The organism is Arthrobacter sp. TJ-170, from assembly GCF_058269305.1.
In genome coordinates, this window is record NZ_JBZCNL010000002.1 from 529,215 (window position 1) to 548,513 (window position 19,299).

Annotated in this window: 15 protein-coding genes and 1 tRNA gene; 2 read left to right on the plus strand and 14 right to left on the minus strand. The window is 62.6% G+C overall.

Annotation, left to right across the window (positions count from 1 at the left end; all coding sequences use genetic code 11):
* Nucleotides 1–47 precede the first annotated feature (47 nt).
* The 4 genes from rpsG to rpoB form a co-directional block, all read right to left on the minus strand.
* The gene (gene rpsG, locus AC4D1W_RS06470; protein WP_043440595.1) at nucleotides 48–518 is read right to left on the minus strand and encodes a 30S ribosomal protein S7; all 471 of its coding nucleotides are present in this window, start codon (nucleotides 516–518) and stop codon (nucleotides 48–50) included.
* A gap of 1 nt (nucleotide 519) precedes the next feature.
* Complete coding sequence (gene rpsL / locus AC4D1W_RS06475) at nucleotides 520–894, minus strand: 30S ribosomal protein S12 (protein ID WP_026545668.1); 375 nt, start codon at nucleotides 892–894, stop codon at nucleotides 520–522.
* Nucleotides 895–1,270: 376 nt separating this feature from the next.
* Nucleotides 1,271–5,164 carry a DNA-directed RNA polymerase subunit beta' gene (locus AC4D1W_RS06480; RefSeq protein WP_490889688.1) on the minus strand — a complete coding sequence of 1,298 codons (3,894 nt, stop codon included), beginning with the start codon at nucleotides 5,162–5,164 and terminating at the stop codon, nucleotides 1,271–1,273.
* A gap of 172 nt (nucleotides 5,165–5,336) precedes the next feature.
* A complete protein-coding gene (gene rpoB, locus AC4D1W_RS06485) occupies nucleotides 5,337–8,846 on the minus strand; it encodes a DNA-directed RNA polymerase subunit beta (RefSeq protein ID WP_490889690.1) in 3,510 nt (1,169 codons plus the stop codon).
* Nucleotides 8,847–9,268: 422 nt separating this feature from the next.
* Here rpoB and AC4D1W_RS06490 point away from each other — a divergent pair, with 422 nt between their 5' ends.
* Nucleotides 9,269–10,471 carry an acetyl-CoA C-acetyltransferase gene (locus AC4D1W_RS06490; protein WP_490889692.1) on the plus strand — a complete coding sequence of 401 codons (1,203 nt, stop codon included), beginning with the start codon at nucleotides 9,269–9,271 and terminating at the stop codon, nucleotides 10,469–10,471.
* A 77-nt stretch (nucleotides 10,472–10,548) separates the two neighbouring features.
* Here the strand turns inward: AC4D1W_RS06490 and rplL are convergent, their stop codons facing one another.
* The 8 genes from rplL to AC4D1W_RS06530 all read right to left on the minus strand — a co-directional run bounded on the left by rplL (nucleotide 10,549) and on the right by AC4D1W_RS06530 (nucleotide 15,829).
* A complete protein-coding gene (gene rplL, locus AC4D1W_RS06495; RefSeq protein WP_490889694.1) occupies nucleotides 10,549–10,929 on the minus strand; it encodes a 50S ribosomal protein L7/L12 in 381 nt (126 codons plus the stop codon).
* 60 nt (nucleotides 10,930–10,989) lie between these two features.
* The gene (rplJ, locus tag AC4D1W_RS06500) at nucleotides 10,990–11,589 is read right to left on the minus strand and encodes a 50S ribosomal protein L10 (RefSeq protein ID WP_490889696.1); all 600 of its coding nucleotides are present in this window, start codon (nucleotides 11,587–11,589) and stop codon (nucleotides 10,990–10,992) included.
* A 273-nt stretch (nucleotides 11,590–11,862) separates the two neighbouring features.
* Nucleotides 11,863–12,957 carry a GNAT family N-acetyltransferase gene (locus AC4D1W_RS06505; protein ID WP_490898175.1) on the minus strand — a complete coding sequence of 365 codons (1,095 nt, stop codon included), beginning with the start codon at nucleotides 12,955–12,957 and terminating at the stop codon, nucleotides 11,863–11,865.
* Between the two features lie 128 nt (nucleotides 12,958–13,085).
* Complete coding sequence (gene rplA, locus AC4D1W_RS06510; RefSeq protein ID WP_490889700.1) at nucleotides 13,086–13,793, minus strand: 50S ribosomal protein L1; 708 nt, start codon at nucleotides 13,791–13,793, stop codon at nucleotides 13,086–13,088.
* Between the two features lie 141 nt (nucleotides 13,794–13,934).
* Entirely contained in the window at nucleotides 13,935–14,363 is a 429-nt protein-coding gene (gene rplK, locus AC4D1W_RS06515) for a 50S ribosomal protein L11 (protein ID WP_490889702.1), read from the minus strand.
* A gap of 119 nt (nucleotides 14,364–14,482) precedes the next feature.
* A complete protein-coding gene (gene nusG, locus AC4D1W_RS06520; RefSeq protein ID WP_490898176.1) occupies nucleotides 14,483–15,331 on the minus strand; it encodes a transcription termination/antitermination protein NusG in 849 nt (282 codons plus the stop codon).
* Between the two features lie 59 nt (nucleotides 15,332–15,390).
* Nucleotides 15,391–15,651, minus strand: coding sequence for a preprotein translocase subunit SecE (gene secE / locus AC4D1W_RS06525; RefSeq protein ID WP_490889706.1), 261 nt, complete (start codon nucleotides 15,649–15,651; stop codon nucleotides 15,391–15,393).
* Between the two features lie 105 nt (nucleotides 15,652–15,756).
* Nucleotides 15,757–15,829, minus strand: a tRNA-Trp gene (locus AC4D1W_RS06530).
* Nucleotides 15,830–16,113: 284 nt separating this feature from the next.
* On the opposite strand from AC4D1W_RS06530, the gene AC4D1W_RS06535 reads away from it, so the two are divergent.
* Nucleotides 16,114–17,346, plus strand: a complete 1,233-nt coding sequence (locus tag AC4D1W_RS06535; protein WP_490898177.1) for a pyridoxal phosphate-dependent aminotransferase — start codon at nucleotides 16,114–16,116, stop codon at nucleotides 17,344–17,346.
* 33 nt (nucleotides 17,347–17,379) lie between these two features.
* Here AC4D1W_RS06535 and AC4D1W_RS06540 read toward each other — a convergent pair whose 3' ends face one another.
* Nucleotides 17,380–18,030, minus strand: coding sequence for a LuxR C-terminal-related transcriptional regulator (locus AC4D1W_RS06540; protein ID WP_490889710.1), 651 nt, complete (start codon nucleotides 18,028–18,030; stop codon nucleotides 17,380–17,382).
* The gene (locus AC4D1W_RS06545; RefSeq protein WP_490898178.1) at nucleotides 18,023–19,267 is read right to left on the minus strand and encodes an ATP-binding protein; all 1,245 of its coding nucleotides are present in this window, start codon (nucleotides 19,265–19,267) and stop codon (nucleotides 18,023–18,025) included. Before AC4D1W_RS06545 ends, AC4D1W_RS06540 begins: the two co-directional genes overlap by 8 nt.
* Between the last annotated feature and the right edge of the window lie 32 nt (nucleotides 19,268–19,299).

Below are 19,299 nucleotides of genomic sequence, written 5' to 3' on the forward strand. Positions count from 1 at the left end.
CGATACCTCACTCCCACCGAAGCGGGAGTGAGGTATCGGCAGCGCGATTACCAGCGGTAGTGAGCGAAGGCCTTGTTGGACTCAGCCATCTTGTGCGTGTCTTCGCGGCGCTTCACAGCGGCGCCCAGACCGTTCGAAGCATCGAGGATCTCGTTCTGGAGACGCTCGGTCATGGTCTTCTCGCGGCGCGCCTTCGAGTAACCGACCAACCAGCGGAGGGCGAGGGCCGTGGAACGGCCCGGCTTGACCTCAACGGGAACCTGGTAGGTGGCTCCACCAACACGGCGGGAGCGAACCTCAAGGGTGGGCTTGACGTTGTCCATAGCCTTCTTGAGTGCTGCAACCGGATCGCCGCCGCTCTTGGCGCGGGCGCCTTCGAGGGCACCGTAGACGATGCGCTCAGCGGTGGACTTCTTGCCGTCGACGAGCACCTTGTTGATCAGCTGGGTGACCAGGGGCGAACCGTAGACGGGATCTACAACGAGCGGCCGCTTCGGGGCCGGGCCCTTACGAGGCATATTACTTCTTCTCCATCTTTGCGCCGTAGCGGCTGCGAGCCTGCTTGCGGTTCTTTACGCCCTGGGTATCCAGTGCGCCACGGACGATCTTGTAACGCACACCGGGAAGGTCCTTCACACGACCTCCGCGTACGAGCACGATGGAGTGCTCCTGGAGGTTGTGGCCGACGCCCGGGATGTAGGCAGTTACTTCGATGCCACCGTTGAGGCGGACGCGCGCGACCTTCCGCAGAGCCGAGTTCGGCTTCTTCGGGGTGGTGGTGTAAACGCGGGTGCAGACACCGCGCTTCATGGGGCTGCCCTTCAGTGCGGGCGCCTTGGTCTTGGAGACCTTAGGTGACCGGCCCTTACGGACCAGCTGGTTAATGGTAGGCACTTCTCAGTTCTCCGTATGTTGTCTTGAGATCAGATCTCTGCTGACTCCGCATCCCGCCGCCGGCACGAGGCCGGCCGCATCAAGCGAAGCTTGTCAGTCGTTTGGAGTGCCTACTGAAGTTGTAAGCAAAACGACCGTAGGCGTGCAAAAATGTGGCATTCGTTGTACAAGTTCCCTACAACACGGAGATACGTCCGAAGAGACGCCAATCCACTGCCACACAAACAATTCCAGACAAGTCTAACAGATTGCACGCGGCGGGCTTGCCGCCGTCAAAAGCAGCATGGTAAAGCACACAGCAAAGGGGCCCGGCCTGCAGTAGGAAACTGCGGTCCGGGCCCCTCCGCTCAATCAGTGCGAGCTCTTACCGGCCTTATCAGCGGAAGTCGCTCGACCCCATGTCGTAGTCATCCAGAGGGATGGCGTGGAACTCAGGGCTGAGTCCGCCGTCGACACCTGCGTAGTCGAAGTCGCTGAACGCGCTCGGACCGGTGAACAGGTTTGCCTTGGCTTCTTCGGTGGGCTCGACCGTGATCTTCGTGTAGCGATCCAGACCGGTGCCGGCCGGGATGAGCTTACCGATGATGACGTTCTCCTTGAGGCCGAGCAGCGGGTCGCTCTTGCCTTCCATGGCGGCCTGCGTGAGAACACGCGTGGTCTCCTGGAAGGAAGCGGCCGACAGCCAGGACTCCGTGGCGAGCGATGCCTTGGTGATACCCATGAGCTCGGGCCGGCCGGACGCCGGCTTCTTGCCCTCGGACACCACGCGACGGTTCTCGTCCTCGAAGCGGCGACGCTCGGCCAGCTCACCGGGGAGCAGGTCGGAGTCGCCGGACTCGATGACGGTGACCCGGCGCAGCATCTGCCGGACAATGACTTCCACGTGCTTGTCGTGGATGCCTACGCCCTGGCTGCGGTACACGCGCTGGACCTCGTCCACCAGGAATTCCTGGGCCTTGCGCGGGCCGAGGATGCGGAGGATCTGCTTGGGATCAACCGCACCGAAGACCAGCTGCTGGCCGACCTCGACGTGATCGCCGTCGGCAACCAGCAGGCGTGCGCGCCGCAGGACCGGGTAGGCAATCTCTTCGGATCCGTCGTCCGGAGTAACCACGAGGCGCAGCTGCTTCTCTGCGTCCTCGATGGTGACCCGTCCGGCGACCTCCGAGATCGGCGCGACACCCTTGGGTGTACGCGCTTCGAAGAGCTCTTGGATACGGGGCAGACCCTGGGTGATGTCCTCAGCGGAAGCAACACCACCGGTGTGGAAGGTACGCATGGTCAGCTGGGTACCGGGCTCACCGATGGACTGCGCGGCGATAATGCCGACTGCCTCACCGATGTCCACGGTCTTGCCGGTTGCCAGCGAGCGTCCGTAGCACAGCGCACAGGTTCCGACGCTGGACTCACAGGTCAGGACCGAGCGCACCTTGATGTCCGTCACCCCGGCTGCGAACAGCTTGCTGATCAGCACGTCGCCGACGTCGGAAGCCGCAGGAGCCAGCACCTCACCGTTGGAATCAACGACGTCGGTGGCCAGCGTGCGTGCGTAAGCCGAGTTCTCGACTTCCTCATGCAGGACGAGCTCGCCGTCGTGGTTCGGTACAGCGATGGTGACGTTCAGGCCGCGCTCGGTACCGCAATCGTCCTCGCGGACGATGACGTCCTGGGACACGTCCACGAGACGACGGGTCAGGTAACCCGAGTTCGCGGTACGCAGAGCGGTATCTGCAAGACCCTTACGGGCACCGTGCGTGGCGATGAAGTATTCCAGAACCGACAGGCCCTCACGGTAGGAGGACTTGATCGGACGCGGGATGATCTCACCCTTGGGGTTTGCCACCAGACCACGGATACCCGCGATCTGACGAACCTGCAGCCAGTTACCGCGAGCACCGGAGGACACCATGCGGTTGATGGTGTTGTCCTTCGGCATAGCGCCGCGCATGGACTCAGCAACCTCGTTGGTCGCCTTGTTCCAGATGTCGATCAGTTCCTGACGACGCTCCTCATCAGCGATGAGGCCCTTGTCGAACTGTGCCTGGACCTTGGCGGCCTGCGTCTCGTAACCCTCCATGATTCCGGCCTTGTTGATGGGCGCGGAAATGTCGGAAATGGCTACGGTGACGCCCGAGCGGGTTGCCCAGTAGAAGCCGGCATCCTTCAGGTTGTCCAGCGTCGCCGCGGTGACAACCTTCGGGTAGCGCTCCGCGAGATCGTTGACGATCGTGGAGAGCTGGCCCTTGTCCGCAACCTTGTCCACCCATGGGTAGTCCTCGGGCAGCGTCTCGTTGAACAGCACCTGGCCGAGCGAGGTTTCGATCAGCGCGGGGGTGCCCTCTTCCCAGCCCTCAGGGGCTACGGTGTCGGGACCCGGAACGAAGTTCGGAACGCGGATCTTCACAACCGAGTTCAGGTGCAGCTCGCCGGAATCGAACGCCATGATTGCCTCAGCAGGGCTGGAGAAGACGCGCCCCTCCCCTGCCGAACCCTCACGCTTGGTGGTGAGGTGGTGCAAACCGATAATCATGTCCTGTGAAGGCAGGGTGACCGGGCGGCCGTCAGAAGGCTTCAGGATGTTGTTCGAGGACAGCATCAGGATGCGTGCTTCAGCCTGGGCCTCCGGGCTCAGCGGCAGGTGAACTGCCATCTGGTCGCCGTCGAAGTCAGCGTTGAACGCACCGCAGACCAGCGGGTGGAGCTGAAGGGCCTTGCCTTCAACCAGCTGCGGTTCGAACGCCTGGATGCCGAGGCGGTGCAGGGTAGGTGCACGGTTCAGCAGCACAGGGTGCTCGGTGATGATCTCTTCGAGGACATCCCAAACCTGCGGACGGTAACGCTCGACCATGCGCTTGGCGCTCTTGATGTTCTGTGCGTGGTTGAGGTCAACCAGGCGCTTCATCACGAACGGCTTGAAGAGCTCCAGGGCCATCTGCTTGGGCAGACCACACTGGTGCAGCTTCAGCTGCGGGCCGACGACGATGACCGAACGGCCCGAGTAGTCGACGCGCTTGCCGAGCAGGTTCTGACGGAAACGACCCTGCTTGCCCTTGAGCATGTCGGAGAGCGACTTGAGCGGGCGGTTACCCGGTCCGGTGACCGGACGGCCGCGGCGGCCATTGTCGAACAGCGAGTCAACAGCTTCCTGGAGCATGCGCTTTTCGTTGTTCACGATGATCTCGGGAGCCCCAAGATCAAGCAGTCGCTTCAGGCGGTTGTTGCGGTTGATCACGCGGCGGTACAGGTCGTTCAGGTCGGAGGTCGCGAAGCGGCCACCGTCCAGCTGCACCATCGGACGCAGTTCCGGCGGGATCACCGGTACGGCGTCGAGCACCATGCCCAGCGGGCTGTTGGTGGTGGTGAGGAACGCGTTGACAACCTTCAGGCGCTTCAGGGCGCGGGTCTTGCGCTGGCCCTTGCCGTTCTGGATGATGTCGCGAAGCAGCTCTGCCTCAGCCTGCATGTCGAAGTTCTCGAGGCGCTTCTTGATCGCCTCTGCTCCCATGGAGCCTTCGAAGTACAGACCGTAGCGGTCGCGCAGTTCGCGGTACAGGCCCTCGTCACCTTCAAGGTCAGCGACCTTGAGGTTCTTGAACCGGTCCCAGACCTGCTCGAGGCGCTCGATCTCGGCATCGGCCCGCTTGCGAAGGTTCGCCATCTGGCGGTCAGCGGAGTCGCGTGCCTTCTTCTTGTCGGCAGCCTTGGCGCCTTCACCCTCAAGACGGGCAAGCTCGTTCTCGAGGTCGCGGGCAATCGCGGCGATGTCGGAGTCACGCTGGTCGACGAGCTGCTTCTTCTCGAGGTCGTGTTCGGCCTGGAGGTTCGGCAGTTCGGCGTGGCGGTTTTCCTCGTCAACCGAGGTGATCATGTATGCGGCGAAGTAGATGACCTTCTCGAGGTCCTTCGGTGCAAGATCAAGGAGGTAGCCAAGGCGTGAGGGAACACCCTTGAAGTACCAGATGTGCGTAACAGGAGCGGCGAGCTCAATGTGGCCCATGCGCTCGCGGCGTACCTTTGCACGGGTGACTTCAACGCCACACCGCTCACAGATGATGCCCTTGAAGCGCACTCGCTTGTACTTGCCGCAGTAGCATTCCCAGTCGCGGGAAGGGCCGAAGATCTTCTCGCAGAAGAGTCCGTCCTTCTCGGGCTTGAGCGTGCGGTAGTTGATGGTTTCCGGCTTCTTGACTTCGCCGTACGACCAGCCGCGGATCTCTTCCGCGGTGGCCAGGCCGATTCGCATGAGGCCGAATGAGGATTCGCTGGACATGTGGTCCCTGTCTCTCTTTATTCTCTAATTCAAAAAGTCTTATGGGGTGCGGCGAGGGTCAAGCCCTGCGCCGTACCGGTGTTCGAGGAAGCGGCCTTTAATATTCCAAGGCCGTCCGCGGCCGCCGGAATTTCGTTGGCCGCGTTCGAACGCCGGTTCGGCGCGTGAACGGCTAGACCTCTTCGACAGAACTCGGCTCGGCCCGTGAGAGGTCGATGCCCAGTTCTTCCGCGGCCCGGAAGACTTCTTCATCCGAGTCACGCATCTCAATCGTGGTGCCGTCGGTGGAGAGGACTTCCACGTTCAGGCACAGCGACTGCATTTCCTTGATCAGAACCTTGAAGGATTCCGGAACACCCGGTTCGGGGATGTTTTCGCCCTTGACGATTGCCTCGTACACCTTGACGCGTCCGTGGATATCATCCGACTTGATGGTCAGGAGTTCCTGCAGCGTGTAGGCCGCACCGTAGGCCTCGAGGGCCCAAACTTCCATCTCACCGAAGCGCTGTCCGCCGAACTGTGCCTTACCACCCAGCGGCTGCTGCGTGATCATCGAGTACGGGCCGGTGGACCGGGCGTGGATCTTGTCATCCACCAGGTGGTGGAGCTTCAGGATGTACATGTAACCGACGGAGATCGGATCCGGGAACGGCTCGCCGGAGCGGCCGTCGAACAGGCGCGCCTTGCCGGACTCGCCGATGAGGCGGTGTCCGTCGCGGGTCACGTTCGTGGAACCGAGCAGGCCGACGATCTCGTCCTCGGTGGCGCCGTCGAACACGGGGGTTGCAACGGTGGTCGAGGAGATCTCCCGCGGAAGGTCCGGAAGGTTCTTGAGCCACTCGGGCTCGCCCTCGATCTTCCAGCCCTGCTTGGCAGCCCAGCCGAGGTGGATCTCGAGAACCTGTCCGACGTTCATACGGCCTGGAACACCCAGCGGGTTCAGGACGATGTCTACAGGGGTTCCGTCCTCGAGGAACGGCATGTCCTCGATCGGCAGGATCTTGGAGATGACACCCTTGTTGCCGTGACGGCCGGCGAGCTTGTCACCGTCGGTGATCTTGCGCTTCTGGGCAACGTAGACGCGGACCAGCTGGTTGACGCCCGGGGGCAGCTCGTCGTCGTTGTCGCGGTCGAAGATACGGACGCCGATAACGGTGCCCGATTCGCCGTGGGGAACCTTCAGGGACGTGTCGCGGACCTCGCGGCTCTTCTCACCGAAGATGGCGCGCAGCAGGCGCTCCTCCGGGGTCAGTTCCGTTTCACCCTTCGGAGTAACACGGCCGACCAGGATGTCTCCTGCTTCGACCTCTGCACCGATGTGGATGATGCCGCGCTCGTCGAGGGCACCAAGGACCTCTTCAGAGACGTTCGGGATGTCACGCGTGATTTCCTCGGCACCAAGCTTGGTGTCACGGGCATCAACTTCGTGCTCCTCGATGTGGATCGAGGTCAGAACATCGTCGGAGACGATGCGCTGCGACAGGATGATCGCGTCCTCGAAGTTGTGGCCTTCCCAGGACATGAACGCAACGAGCATGTTCTTGCCGAGTGCCAGTTCACCCTGATCGGTGGACGGGCCGTCGGCAATGATCGTGTTGTACTCGACGCGATCGCCCTCGGCAACCAGCACGCGCTGGTTGTAGGCGTTGCCCTGGTTGGAGCGTGCGAACTTCATGATCGGGTAGTTGGTCTCGGTACCGTCATCATTCAGCACCGTCACCAGGTCAGCCGAAACCTCGGAAACCACACCGGCCTTGTTGGCAGTCACGGCGTCACCGGCGTCAACAGCGGCGTTCCTTTCCATGCCGGTTCCCACGAGGGGACGCTCGGAACGGAGAAGAGGAACAGCCTGACGCTGCATGTTGGCGCCCATGAGCGCACGGTTGGCGTCGTCGTGCTCGAGGAATGGAATCATCGCCGTAGCGACCGACACCATCTGGCGCGGGGAGACATCCATGTACTCAACGTCAGACGCTGCGACCAGCACAGGCTCGCCGGAACCACCACGGGTACGGACGAGGACCATGTCTTCGACGAACTTGCCGTTCGCATCGAGCGGCGCGTTTGCCTGGGCGATCAGTCGCTCGACCTCGTCGTCTGCCGTGAGGTAGTCGATCTGGTCCGTGACAATGCCGTTTTCGGCCTTGCGGTACGGGGTCTCAATGAAGCCGAACGTGTTGATCCGGCCGTAGGACGCCAACGAACCGATCAGACCGATGTTCGGGCCTTCAGGGGTTTCGATGGGGCACATACGTCCGTAGTGCGAGGGGTGGACGTCACGGACTTCCATGCCGGCGCGGTCACGGGACAGACCACCCGGGCCCAGCGCGGACAGACGACGCTTGTGCGTCAGGCCGGCGAGCGGGTTGTTCTGGTCCATGAACTGCGACAGCTGGGAGGTTCCGAAGAACTCCTTGATCGCGGCGACCACGGGACGGATGTTGATCAGGGTCTGCGGAGTGATCGCTTCGACGTCCTGCGTGGTCATCCGCTCACGGACAACGCGCTCCATGCGGGACAGCCCGGTGCGGACCTGATTCTCGATGAGCTCACCGACAGCGCGGATACGACGGTTGCCGAAGTGGTCGATGTCGTCAACCTCAACGCGCAGCTCGACGTCTTCGCCGTCGCGCTTGCCCGTCAGGGTGGTCTCACCGGCGTGGAGGGCAACCAGGAACTTGATCATCGCGACAATGTCATCGATGTTCAGGACCGAGGCATCGGAATCGCCCAGGTTCTTGTCGATGCCGAGCTTGCGGTTGATCTTGTAACGGCCAACCTTGGCGAGGTCGTAGCGCTTGGAGTTGAAGTACAGGTTATCCAGCAGCGTCTTGGCAGCCTCGACTGTGGGCGGCTCTCCCGGACGGAGTTTGCGGTAGATGTCCAGCAAGGCATCTTCCTGGGTCTCCGTGGCGTCCTTCTCGAGGGTCGCGCGGATGGAGTCGTACTCGCCGAACGTCTCGAGGATCTGGCCTTCGGTCCAGCCGAGCGCCTTCAGGAGAACGGTAACGGACTGCTTGCGCTTGCGGTCGAGGCGTACGCCGACCTGGTCGCGCTTGTCGATTTCCAGCTCGAACCAGGCACCGCGCGAGGGGATGATCTTCGCGCTGAAGATGTCCTTGTCGCTGGTCTTGTCCGCGGTGCGCTCAAAGTAGGCACCCGGGGAACGAACGAGCTGGGAAACAACGACACGCTCGGTGCCGTTGATGACGAACGTACCCTTCTCCGTCATCAGCGGGAAGTCGCCCATGAACACGGTCTGCTGCTTGATCTCGCCCGTGTTGTTGTTCATGAACTCGGCCTTGACGTACAGCGGCGCCGCGTAGGTTGCGTCGCGGTCCTTGCACTCGGCCATGGTGTACTTCGGGTCAGCGAATTCAGGCTCCGAGAAGCTCAAGGACATGGTGCCCTGGAAATCTTCGATCGGAGAGATCTCTTCAAAGATGTCAGCCAGGCCGGAGGTGGTGGCCACGCCCTGGAGGCCCTGCTCCAGCGCCTCTTCTACTCGCGCCTTCCAGCGCTCGTTGCCGACAAGCCAGTCAAAGCTGTCTGTCTGAAGGGCGAGAAGATTGGGAACATCCAGCGGTTCGTGAATCTTTGCGAATGAAAGCCGGGGTGCGGCGCCGTCGGCGTCGACCTGGCTGGTAGCGGTTGCATTAAGTGAGGTGCTCGGGGCGACCAAGAGGGATCCTTCCACAGACCAACAGGCGTGTTCTTACGATCACTCCCCGCACCGTGTCGGTGCCAACCTGACGCCTGCATTCGCTCACCGGAAACAACCCACAGGGAAACCGACTAGGGAAACCGACGGGACTATCCGTTAAATGACGAACGCGTGGCAAAGCCCACCGCTATATGAAGGCTGAGGTTATGAGGGAAGACGCAAATATCTACTGTACGTCAGGGTAGCGACAATGTCCAACCGGATGTGGTATATGGGTTGAGTGGGGCATCGGCCATGGAGGGGGCCACGGAGGGAAGGTGGAGAAGAAGTTTCAGTGAATGTTCATTAGCTGGAATAGAACTACCCTCCGGTAGCCTTGAAAATAGAGGCATAGGTAGCGCCATGCATGCAATTCAATGACGAAAGCGAGCGGAAACCCCATGAACAGCCTCGAGCAAGACCCCCAGGACGTCGTCATCGTGGGAGGTGCGCGCACGCCCACAGGCCGACTCAATGGACAACTGGCGGCCTTCACGGCAGTCGAACTTGGCACCTTCGCCGTTGCCGGAGCCCTCGAGCGGTCCGGCGTCGCAGCCGCCGATGTGGATTCCGTGATCATGGGCCACGTGGTGCAGGCCGGCTGCGGCCAGAACCCAGCACGGCAGACATCCATCAAATCGGGTATCGGCTGGGATGTCCCGACCGTCACGCTCAACAAGGTCTGTCTCTCCGGCCTCACCGCGGTCATCGACGCCGCCCGGCTGATCCGCAGCGGCGAGGCGAGCGTCGTCGTCGCCGGCGGTCAGGAATCCATGACGCGCGGCCCGCACCTGCTGCCGGGCGCACGCCAGGGCTGGACCTATGGGACCATGCCGGCCGTTGACTCCGTTGCCCACGATGGCCTCACTGACGCTTTCGACCAGGAATCGATGGGTGCCTCAACCGAGCGCGGCAACACCGGGCTCGGCATCGACCGCACAGCCCAGGACGAGGTAGCAGCGTTATCGCACCAGCGTGCAGCCGCTGCCACTGAATCCGGCGTCTTCAAAGACGAGATCGTCCCTGTGCACGTACCGCAGCGCAAGGGCGATGACCTCGTCGTGTCCACGGATGAAGGTGTGCGGCCCAACACCACTGTCGAGACCCTCGCGGGGCTCAAGCCGGCCTTCGCCAAGGACGGCACCATCACCGCCGGGAACTCCTCTCCCCTGTCCGACGGCGCGGCCGCGCTGGTGCTTACTTCCCGCCGGAACGCGGAGGCCAACGGCTGGGAGGTCCTCGCCGTGGTCGGGCGCCCGGGCCAGGTAGCCGGCCCAGACAACTCCCTCCATTCCCAGCCCTCACGGGCAATCAGCCAGGCGCTGGAACGCGCGGGATGGACCACCGACGACCTCGACTTTGTGGAGATCAACGAAGCCTTCGGGTCCGTTGCGTGCCAATCACTCAAGGAACTCGACCTGCCCCTCGACAAGTGCAACATTCACGGCGGAGCGATCGCCCTCGGTCACCCCATCGGTGCTTCCGGAGCCCGGCTTGCACTTCACGCCGCAATGGAACTGCAGCGCAGGGGCAGCGGCAAGGCTGCGGTTTCACTCTGCGGCGGCGGCGGCCAGGGCGAGGCGCTGCTGCTCTACCGCAGCTAAACACGACCACTTACAGAGACAACAAAACAGCCCCGGAACCAGCTGGTTCCGGGGCTGTTTTGTGAAGTTCGAGGAACTTACTTGAGGGTGACGGTGGCGCCGGCGGCCTCGAGGGCTTCCTTGGCCTTCTCTGCCGTCTCCTTGTTGGCGCCTTCGAGGACAGCCTTGGGGGCGCTGTCGACAACGTCCTTGGCTTCCTTCAGGCCCAGCGAGGTGAGGGCACGAACTTCCTTGATGACTGCGATCTTCTTGTCGCCGGCTGCTTCGAGGACGACGTCGAAGGAGTCCTTCTCTTCCTCAGCAGCTTCGCCTGCGCCGCCACCGGCGGGGCCTGCAACTGCAACAGCAGCAGCGGTAACGTCGAAGGTCTCTTCGAACAGCTTTACGAAGTCCGAGAGTTCGATGATGGACAGTTCCTTGAAGGCTTCAATGAGCTCTTCGTTGGTGAGCTTCGCCATGGCAAAAGCATCCTTCCTGATATGGTGCGCGCGGCACCGGGAGTTTGGTGGGTGAGAGAATTACTTCTCTTCGGGGGCAGCTGCTTCTTCGGCAGCCTCGACAGGAGCGGCATCCGCCGCTGCGGGTGCTTCCTCTGCCGCGGGAGCTTCGGCGGCTGCCGCAGGTGCAGCGTCCCCGTTCTCCTCCAACTTGATGCGCAGTGCATCGACGGTGCGGGCAAGTGCTGACATGGGTGCCTTGAGGACACCAGCAACACGGGCCAGCTGGAACTCACGCGACTCAAGAGCAGCAAGAGCGGCTACCGCCGAAGCGTCGAGGGCCTTGCCCTCGAAGTAACCGGTCTTGATGACGAGCTGTGGGTTGGTCTTTGCGAAATCCGTCAGGCTCTTTGCCGCAGCAACTGCGTCACCCTTGATGAAAGCAATTGCAGTGGGGCCGGCAAGCTGGCCATCGAACGCATCGATGCCGGCTTCCTTGGCTGCAATGCCAGTCAGGGTGTTCTTGACGACAGCGTATTTGGTTTCCGCACCGAGCGATCGGCGCAGTTCCTTGAGCTGTGCAACGGAGAGCCCACGGTATTCGGTTAGGACAGCAGCAGTGGATTCCTTGAAATCAGTTGTGATCTCATCCACGGCCGTAACCTTTGTTGGCGTTGCCATAACCCTCCTTCCGGGGTATTGGTGCCGGTGAGCGGTTCCAATAAAAAACGCCCCGCGCAGATGCACGGGGCAAGACCTGGGCAGAACGCGATGTTCTGCGGAAGGAAGAGCTTCGTTCACCTGCGCTGGCCGCCCTGACGGGAACTTTCAGATGGACACCGCAAAGCTGAACAGAAATTCAGGCTTGGGGTGTTCATCGACCGACGGTCTTTGGTGCTACAAGCTTACGGGACAGCGGCGGGGCGGCCAAATCGGCAGCCCCGCCCTGTGACATCACGAAGTCTTCAGTTTCTTCTGCCACGCCGCCGTGTAGCCAACGGGACTGAATCCCAGCTCGATATTCACGTCCAGCATGTGTCTGTTCTCTTCTGCGTTCCAGGTGTAGATGCGTTGTACTTCCGGCCAGACGTCGACGACGGCGAGCAGGTTGGCGGCCTTGAGCCACATCCCGAGGCGGTGCCCCCGGTGCGAGGACAGCACCAGAGTGTCTTCCTGATACACGATGTCAGGCTTCTCCCCGCGCCTCTCCAGGATGGTGTGGCCCACCAGCCTGCCACTCGGCTTGTGCAGCACCGCCCGGACGAGGCTGCTTCCGGCCTGGCGCACCAGACGGCCCTCGTCCTCGTGCACGCGGGATCCATCCCAGCATTCCTCTTCCCAGTCCAGCTCACCCAGCGGAACATCGGTGCTCATGGTTTTGCGCAGCTGGGCGTACTCCTCCAGCAGATCACCCGGGCAGTGATCAACCCAGTCGACGACGGCGTAATCCGGTCCCGCGGTCCGCGCGGCGTCCGCGGCGAGCACCTTCAGCCTGCCATTGTCCCGGCCGACAGGCAGGAGACTGCAGCGGTCCACTTGCGCCAGGGTGAAACCGTGTCCTGTGGCGAATCGTGCGGGCAGCGACTTCGCGGGGAACGCTCCGGCGCCCGTGGCCGGAATGAGCACGTCAGAGGCAGTATCGAAACCGGCCCGGTGGTCCGTCCACGCCATGATCGTGGACCGGCCGCATGACCGCGCATGGTTCTCAACCGCCTCGTAGAGAGCAGTGCCCAATCCCTGGCTGCGGCACTCCGGATGGACAATGACCAGCGAGTAGCAGGTCTGCAGGTTGTCCCTGAGAGGTACATCAACCACGGCCTTGCCAACCACCCGGCCCCCCTCGTAAGCCAGGAAGATGCTGCGTTCCTCAAAGTCGTCGGGCTTTGAGCTTTCAAACCGCGTTTCGACCGTATGGCAATGATCCTCGTTACCCCACACCTCCCGCTCGATGAGGTTGCCCAGATCAGAAGCGGCGATGAAGGGGAGCGCCTCGGGGACTGCCAGCGATTCGGGCAACACATACGGCTGGATGCTCACTGTAGTGGTCATAACAAGAATCATGGTGCACCGATTGGGAACTGTCAATCACTTCCTCAGCGCAGACGCATCCGCAGGCGCATGAACACACAAAAAGGCGGGCGCAGCATTGCTGCACCCGCCTTTTATTCGATCAGTCCTTATGCGTCTGCCAGAACCTTGGTGACGTTGGGGTCAACCGGGATGCTCGGCCCGAAGGTGGTGGTAACCGTCGCCTTCTGGATGTAGCGGCCCTTCGAGGCGGACGGCTTCAGGCGAAGTACTTCCTCGAGCGCGATCGCGTAGTTCTCGGCGAGCTTGCGGGCGTCGAAGGACACCTTGCCGATGATGAAGTGAAGGTTGGAGTGCTTGTCGACGCGGAAGTCGATCTTTCCACCCTTGATGTCGGTGACAGCCTTCGTGACGTCGGGGGTCACGGTGCCGGTCTTGGGGTTAGGCATGAGGTTACGGGGACCCAATACCTTTCCGAGACGGCCGACCTTGCCCATGAGGTCCGGTGTGGCGACAGCTGCGTCGAAATCGACCCAGCCGCCGGCTACCTTCTCGATCATGTCGTCGGATCCGACGAAGTCAGCGCCGGCAGCGATTGCTGCTTCAGCCTTGTCACCGGTTGCGAAAACCAGGACGCGCTTGGTCTTACCGGTGCCGTGCGGCAGGTTGACGGTGCCGCGCACCATCTGGTCTGCCTTACGGGGGTCAACACCGAGGCGGAAAGCCACCTCAACCGTTGCGTCGAACGACGAAGGGTTGGTGTCCTTCGCCAGGGCCACTGCCTCTACCGGCGCGTACTGCTTGTTCGCGTCGATCTTGGCGGCAGCTGCCTCATATGCTTTGCTGCGCTTTGCCATCTGCTCTTTCTCCTTATGCAGTCGTGGTCTGCGGACCGCGCTGGGCCCTGCCACAGACATCCCGTGCCGGTGCGGCACGGTGTCTTCCTTGGTTTTTTAGTTGCTGTCGCCGTTGGACGACAGCGTTCGGTTGTCCGCTCGTCAGACGACGGTGATGCCCATCGACCGGGCGGTGCCGGCGATGATTTTCGCCGCTGCTTGGACATCGTTGGCGTTGAGGTCTTCCATCTTCATGGTGGCGATTTCCTCAACCTGAGCCTGGGTCAGCTTGGCAACCTTGACGGTGTGCGGCGTAGCCGAACCCTTCTGCACGCCGGCGGCCTTCTTGATCAGCTCGGCAGCCGGAGGGGTCTTGGTAACGAAGGTGAACGAGCGGTCCTCGTACACCGTGATTTCGACGGGGATAACATTCCCGCGCTGGGATTCTGTTGCGGCGTTGTATGCCTTGCAGAACTCCATGATGTTGACACCGTGCTGGCCAAGCGCAGGACCGATCGGAGGAGCCGGGTTAGCGGCGCCTGCCTGGATCTGCAGCTTGATGAGGCCGGTGACCTTCTTCTTGGGGGCCATGAAAGGGTCCTTTTCTTACATTTCGTTCCTCGGGACAGGAGCGTCCCGTGGATGGTGACCGCCATGGCGTGGCGGTCGGCCGTCCTGACGGGCCAAAGCGAGCCCGACGAAGACGAAGTCTATTGGATCTTGGTTACCTGATTGAACGAGAGGGTAACCGGCGTCTCGCGCTCGAAGATCGACACCAGAACAACCAACTGCTGTGATTCGGGTTTGATCTCGGAGATGGTGGCCGGAAGGGTCTCGAACGGGCCCTCGTTGACGGTCACGGACTCGCCGACCTCGAAGTTCACCATGGCCGGCGTCGCCTGGGCACGTGCCGGCTTTCCAGCCTCGGCGCCGGGCTTCACAATGGTGTGCTCCAGCATGGAGAACACTTCGTTGAGGCTCAGTGGCACGGGATCATGGGCGTTGCCGACGAATCCGGTGACGCCGGGAGTGTGGCGAACGGCACCCCACGATTCATCCGTGAGATCCATGCGCACCAGCACGTAACCGGGGATACGGACACGGTTGACGATTTTTCGCGTGGTGTTCTTGATCTCCACGACTTCTTCCATGGGCACCTGGATCTCGAAGATAAAATCTTCCATGTCCAGCGTCTGGATACGGGTCTCCAGGTTTGCCTTCACGCGGTTCTCGTAACCGGCGTAGGAGTGGATGACGTACCAGTCGCCCTCCTGGCGACGCAGCTTGGCTTTGAAGTCAGCGACGGGGTCGACCTCGGGTTCCTGCTCCTCATCGGCGTCGGCGCCGGCTGCTTCTTCAAGAGACTCCCCGGTTGTCTCTTCTGCAGCGTCCCCGGCAGGCTCGTCAGCTGCATCCTCCGCGAAGGAGGAGCCATCACTGTCCGCGGGCGCAACTGCATCAGCTGGGGCGTCATCCGCACCTGCTGCAGTTACCTGATCCTCGGTACCCAGATCTTCCTCGTCGGTTGTGATCTGTCGTTCGAGTTCTTGCTCGGACACCTAGCTGCCTGCTTTCTGGATTGCTGTGCTTGCTCGATACTGCCGCTGATGGGCAGAAACTAGCTGTCGCCGCCAAAGACCCACACTGCGCCGGTGCCGAACAGGAAGTCCAACCCGGTCACGATGAGCATCATGATGATCACGAACACCATGACTGTGATGGTGAACCGGATCAGTTCCTTGCGGGTGGGTACAACCACCTTGCGCAGTTCGGCGATGACCTGCCGTACAAAAAGGATGATTCGACCAAAGAATCCACGCTTCGGATTCTCGTTGCCGGCGGGGTTTCCCTTGGAGCTGCTCGCAGCCGTATCGGTCACCTTCAACCTCACCAATCCTGTAGGTACCTGAGCTGGCCGCACTGACCCATCACTCATAGAGCGTTCAACGCCGCACTGCCGCATGCTGACCATGACGGTGATGCGCAGGGCAGACAGGACTCGAACCTGCAACCTGCGGTTTTGGAGACCGCTGCGCTACCAATTGCGCCACTACCCTTTGGAGTGAAGCTTCGCCGTTGCCCGATGCCCTGTGCGGAAATTCCGTAGTACAGAATTCCGCGGTGCGGGCATGAACCATCATGGCGACTTCAACACCGAGGAACTAGTCTACGCAATCCGGGACCCGACGTCGAACCGGGCCGGGCGCAGGCTTATTGGCGCCCGTGCCGGAGGCCATCCACCCTGGCATTCAACGCGTCGTGAGGGTCTCGTTCAGGGGTGAACCCCTAAGCTGGTGTGGACCTACCCTGACACCCACCCAACTCGACTGATGGGAAGACCATGACTGCCGCTGACGCCCTGTCCCAGCACTCCAACGGACGCGTGTCCCAGCGAATCGCCGCTATCGCTGAATCCGCCACCCTCGCCGTTGATGCGAAGGCAAAGGCGCTCAAGGCGGCCGGTCGCCCTGTGATCGGGTTCGGCGCCGGCGAACCGGACTTTCCCACGCCCGAGTACATTGTGGACGCAGCTGTCGACGCCGCGCGGCAGCCCCGGTTCCACCGCTACTCCCCCGCTGGAGGGCTGCCCGAACTGAAGCAGGCCATCGCCGAGAAGACGCTGCGCGATTCGGGCTACCAGGTTGACCCGGCACAGGTGCTGGTGACCAATGGCGGCAAGCAGGCAGTTTACGAGTCCTTCGCAACCCTGCTTGATCCAGGCGACGAGGTGCTGGTCCCGACCCCGTACTGGACTACGTACCCCGAAGCCATCCGGCTGGCCGGAGGCGTCCCAGTGGAGGTCTTCGCCGGCCCCGAGCAGTCCTATCTGGCAACCATCGACCAGTTGGAGGCGGCGCGGACGCCCCGCACGAAGATCCTGCTCTTTGTTTCCCCGTCCAACCCGACCGGGTCGGTGTACTCGCCGGAACAGGTCCGGGAGATCGGCGAGTGGGCAGCGGCCAACGGCCTGTGGGTGGTCACGGACGAGATCTACGAACACCTCACGTACGACGACGTTCCGTTCACCTCCATTGCAACGGCTGCGCCCTCGCTGGGTGACCGCGTAGTGATCCTCAACGGCGTGGCCAAGACCTACGCCATGACCGGTTGGCGCGTGGGCTGGATGATCGGACCCAAAGACGTGGTGAAGGCGGCCACCAACCTGCAGTCGCATGCGACGTCGAACGTCGCGAACGTGTCCCAGATGGCTGCTCTTGCCGCTGTATCCGGGCCGCTGACCGCGGTGGAGGAGATGAAGAAGTCCTTCGACCGCCGTCGTCGTGCCATGGTTTCAGGACTGAACGAGATCGACGGTGTCCAGTGCCCGACTCCGCATGGTGCCTTCTATGCGTATGCGGACGTCAGGGAGCTGCTGGGCCGGGAGCTCGCCGGTGCACGGCCGGCCACGTCGGCCGAACTGGCAGCGTTGATTCTCGACAAGGTTGAGGTGGCCGTGGTTCCGGGTGAGGCTTTCGGGCCGAGCGGGTTCCTTCGCCTGTCCTACGCGCTTGGAGACGACGACCTCGCCGAGGGCGTCGGCAGGCTCCAGGAGTTCCTCGGCAAAGCGCGCTGACTCGCTTCTGCCGCGCTGCGGCGGCCACCGGAGCTAAAGCAATCGGCGCTCGGCTGCCCAGCGGGTGAGCTCGTGCCGTGAGGAGAGCTGCAGCTTTCTGAGGACGGCTGAGACGTGGGTTTCGACGGTCTTGATGGAGATGAACAGCTCCTTCGCCACCTCCTTGTAGCTGTAGCCCCGGGCGATCAGCCGCATCACTTCCAGCTCCCGCGCTGAAAGCCGGTCCAGTTCGCTTTCGGCTGCCGCGACGGCAGCGGTTCCGAAGGCATCGAGAACGAACCCGGCGAGCCTCGGCGAGAACACGGCATCCCCCGAGGCCACCCGCAGCACGGCGTCGGAAATGTCGGCACCCGTGATGGTCTTCGTGACATAGCCGCGCGCACCGGCCCGGATGACCGTGACCACGTCTTCGGCCGAATCGGACACGCTGAGGGCGAGGAAGCGGGTGGTCTGTCGTACGTCGGAGCACCCGGCGATCACCTCGGCACCGCCGCCGCCCTTCCCGCCGGGCAGATGGACGTCGAGCAGGACAACCTGCGGCTGCTGCGCACGAATGACGGCGATCGCCTCCTCAACCGTGGCCGCCTCGCCGACCACCTCGACACGTCCGTCGAGGTCCGCCTTCACACCGGACCGGAAAATGGCGTGGTCATCGACCACGACGACGGTGATCGGCTCAGTCATGGATAGCTCCTGCTTCCTCTTGGGGCATGGTCAGCTGTACTTCCGTTCCCGCCTCCGAGCTGCGGATCCGCGCAGTCCCGCCGTGGCGCTGCATGCGGTTGATGACCGACTCCCGGATCCCCAATCGGTCAGCGGGCACCTCGTTCATATTGAACCCCGCTCCGCGGTCGCGTACGAAGACCTCCGATCCGGCGGTCCCTGCCTCAAGATAGACCGAGACGGGGCCGCCCGCATGCTTGGCCGCATTGAGGATGGCCTCGCGTGTTGCCTGCACGAGGGCGTCCTGGCGCGGAGTCATGGGCGTGTCCCCAACGGACACGACGTCGACAGGATGTCCGTAAGCCTCTTCCACTTCCGCAGCAATCACCTTGATGCGGTCCGCCAGATTGCCGGTTCGCTCGGCGGAGTCGGCATAGAGCCAGCGCCGCAGCTCGCGTTCCTGGGCGCGTGCCAGACGCACAACGTCCTGCTCCGAGGCCGCCCGGTTCTGGATGAGAGCCAGCGTCTGCAACACCGAGTCGTGGAGGTGGGCGGCGATTTCTGCCCGCTGCGTTTCACGGACACGGGCAGAACGCTCCTCCTCGAGGTCCTTCCAGAACTTCAGGCCCCATGGCGCCAGCACCAGCCCCACACCGCCAAGCACTGCCGCAGTTGCAAGGAGCACCGGCCAGGTGAACTCCCAGGACAGCGAGCCGGAAACGAGGATCAGCAATCCGACCATCACCAGGACCAGGCCCGCCGCCAGCCGCGCCACACCTTCAGCCCGGGTAGCGCCTGCATGATTCATGAGCCTGGTTCGGCGGGCCTCGTCGAGCTGGGACCAGGCGAGAACCGCGCCGAGCGCCACTGCAGCGACCGGAACCAGCCAGCCCCACTGCACATTCACTCCGAGCTGCTGGGCGACGAAAGCCGCAGCAACCACGAGGAGTCCGACGCCGATCAGCACCTCGCGTCCGCCGGCCGCACCGAAGGACCGCGCCGTCTTCGACTCCGGGCCCGCAAGGACCGGCGTGCCCAGCCGCAGGCCGGCGGGAGTCGGCACGCCCCGTCGTCGTTCTTCCGCAGTGGGAACCAGCAGCCACAGCCAGCCATAGAGAACGACGCCGGCACCGCCCACCAGCGAGAGCGCAACCATCCCGATGCGGGCAGCCCTCAGTGATACTCCCAGGTGGACCGCCAGACCGGCGCAGACCCCCGCAATGACGGCGTCATTGGAGCGAAGCAGCGGGGGTCTCATGAGTCAATCCAAGCACGGTCAGGGCCCGGTGG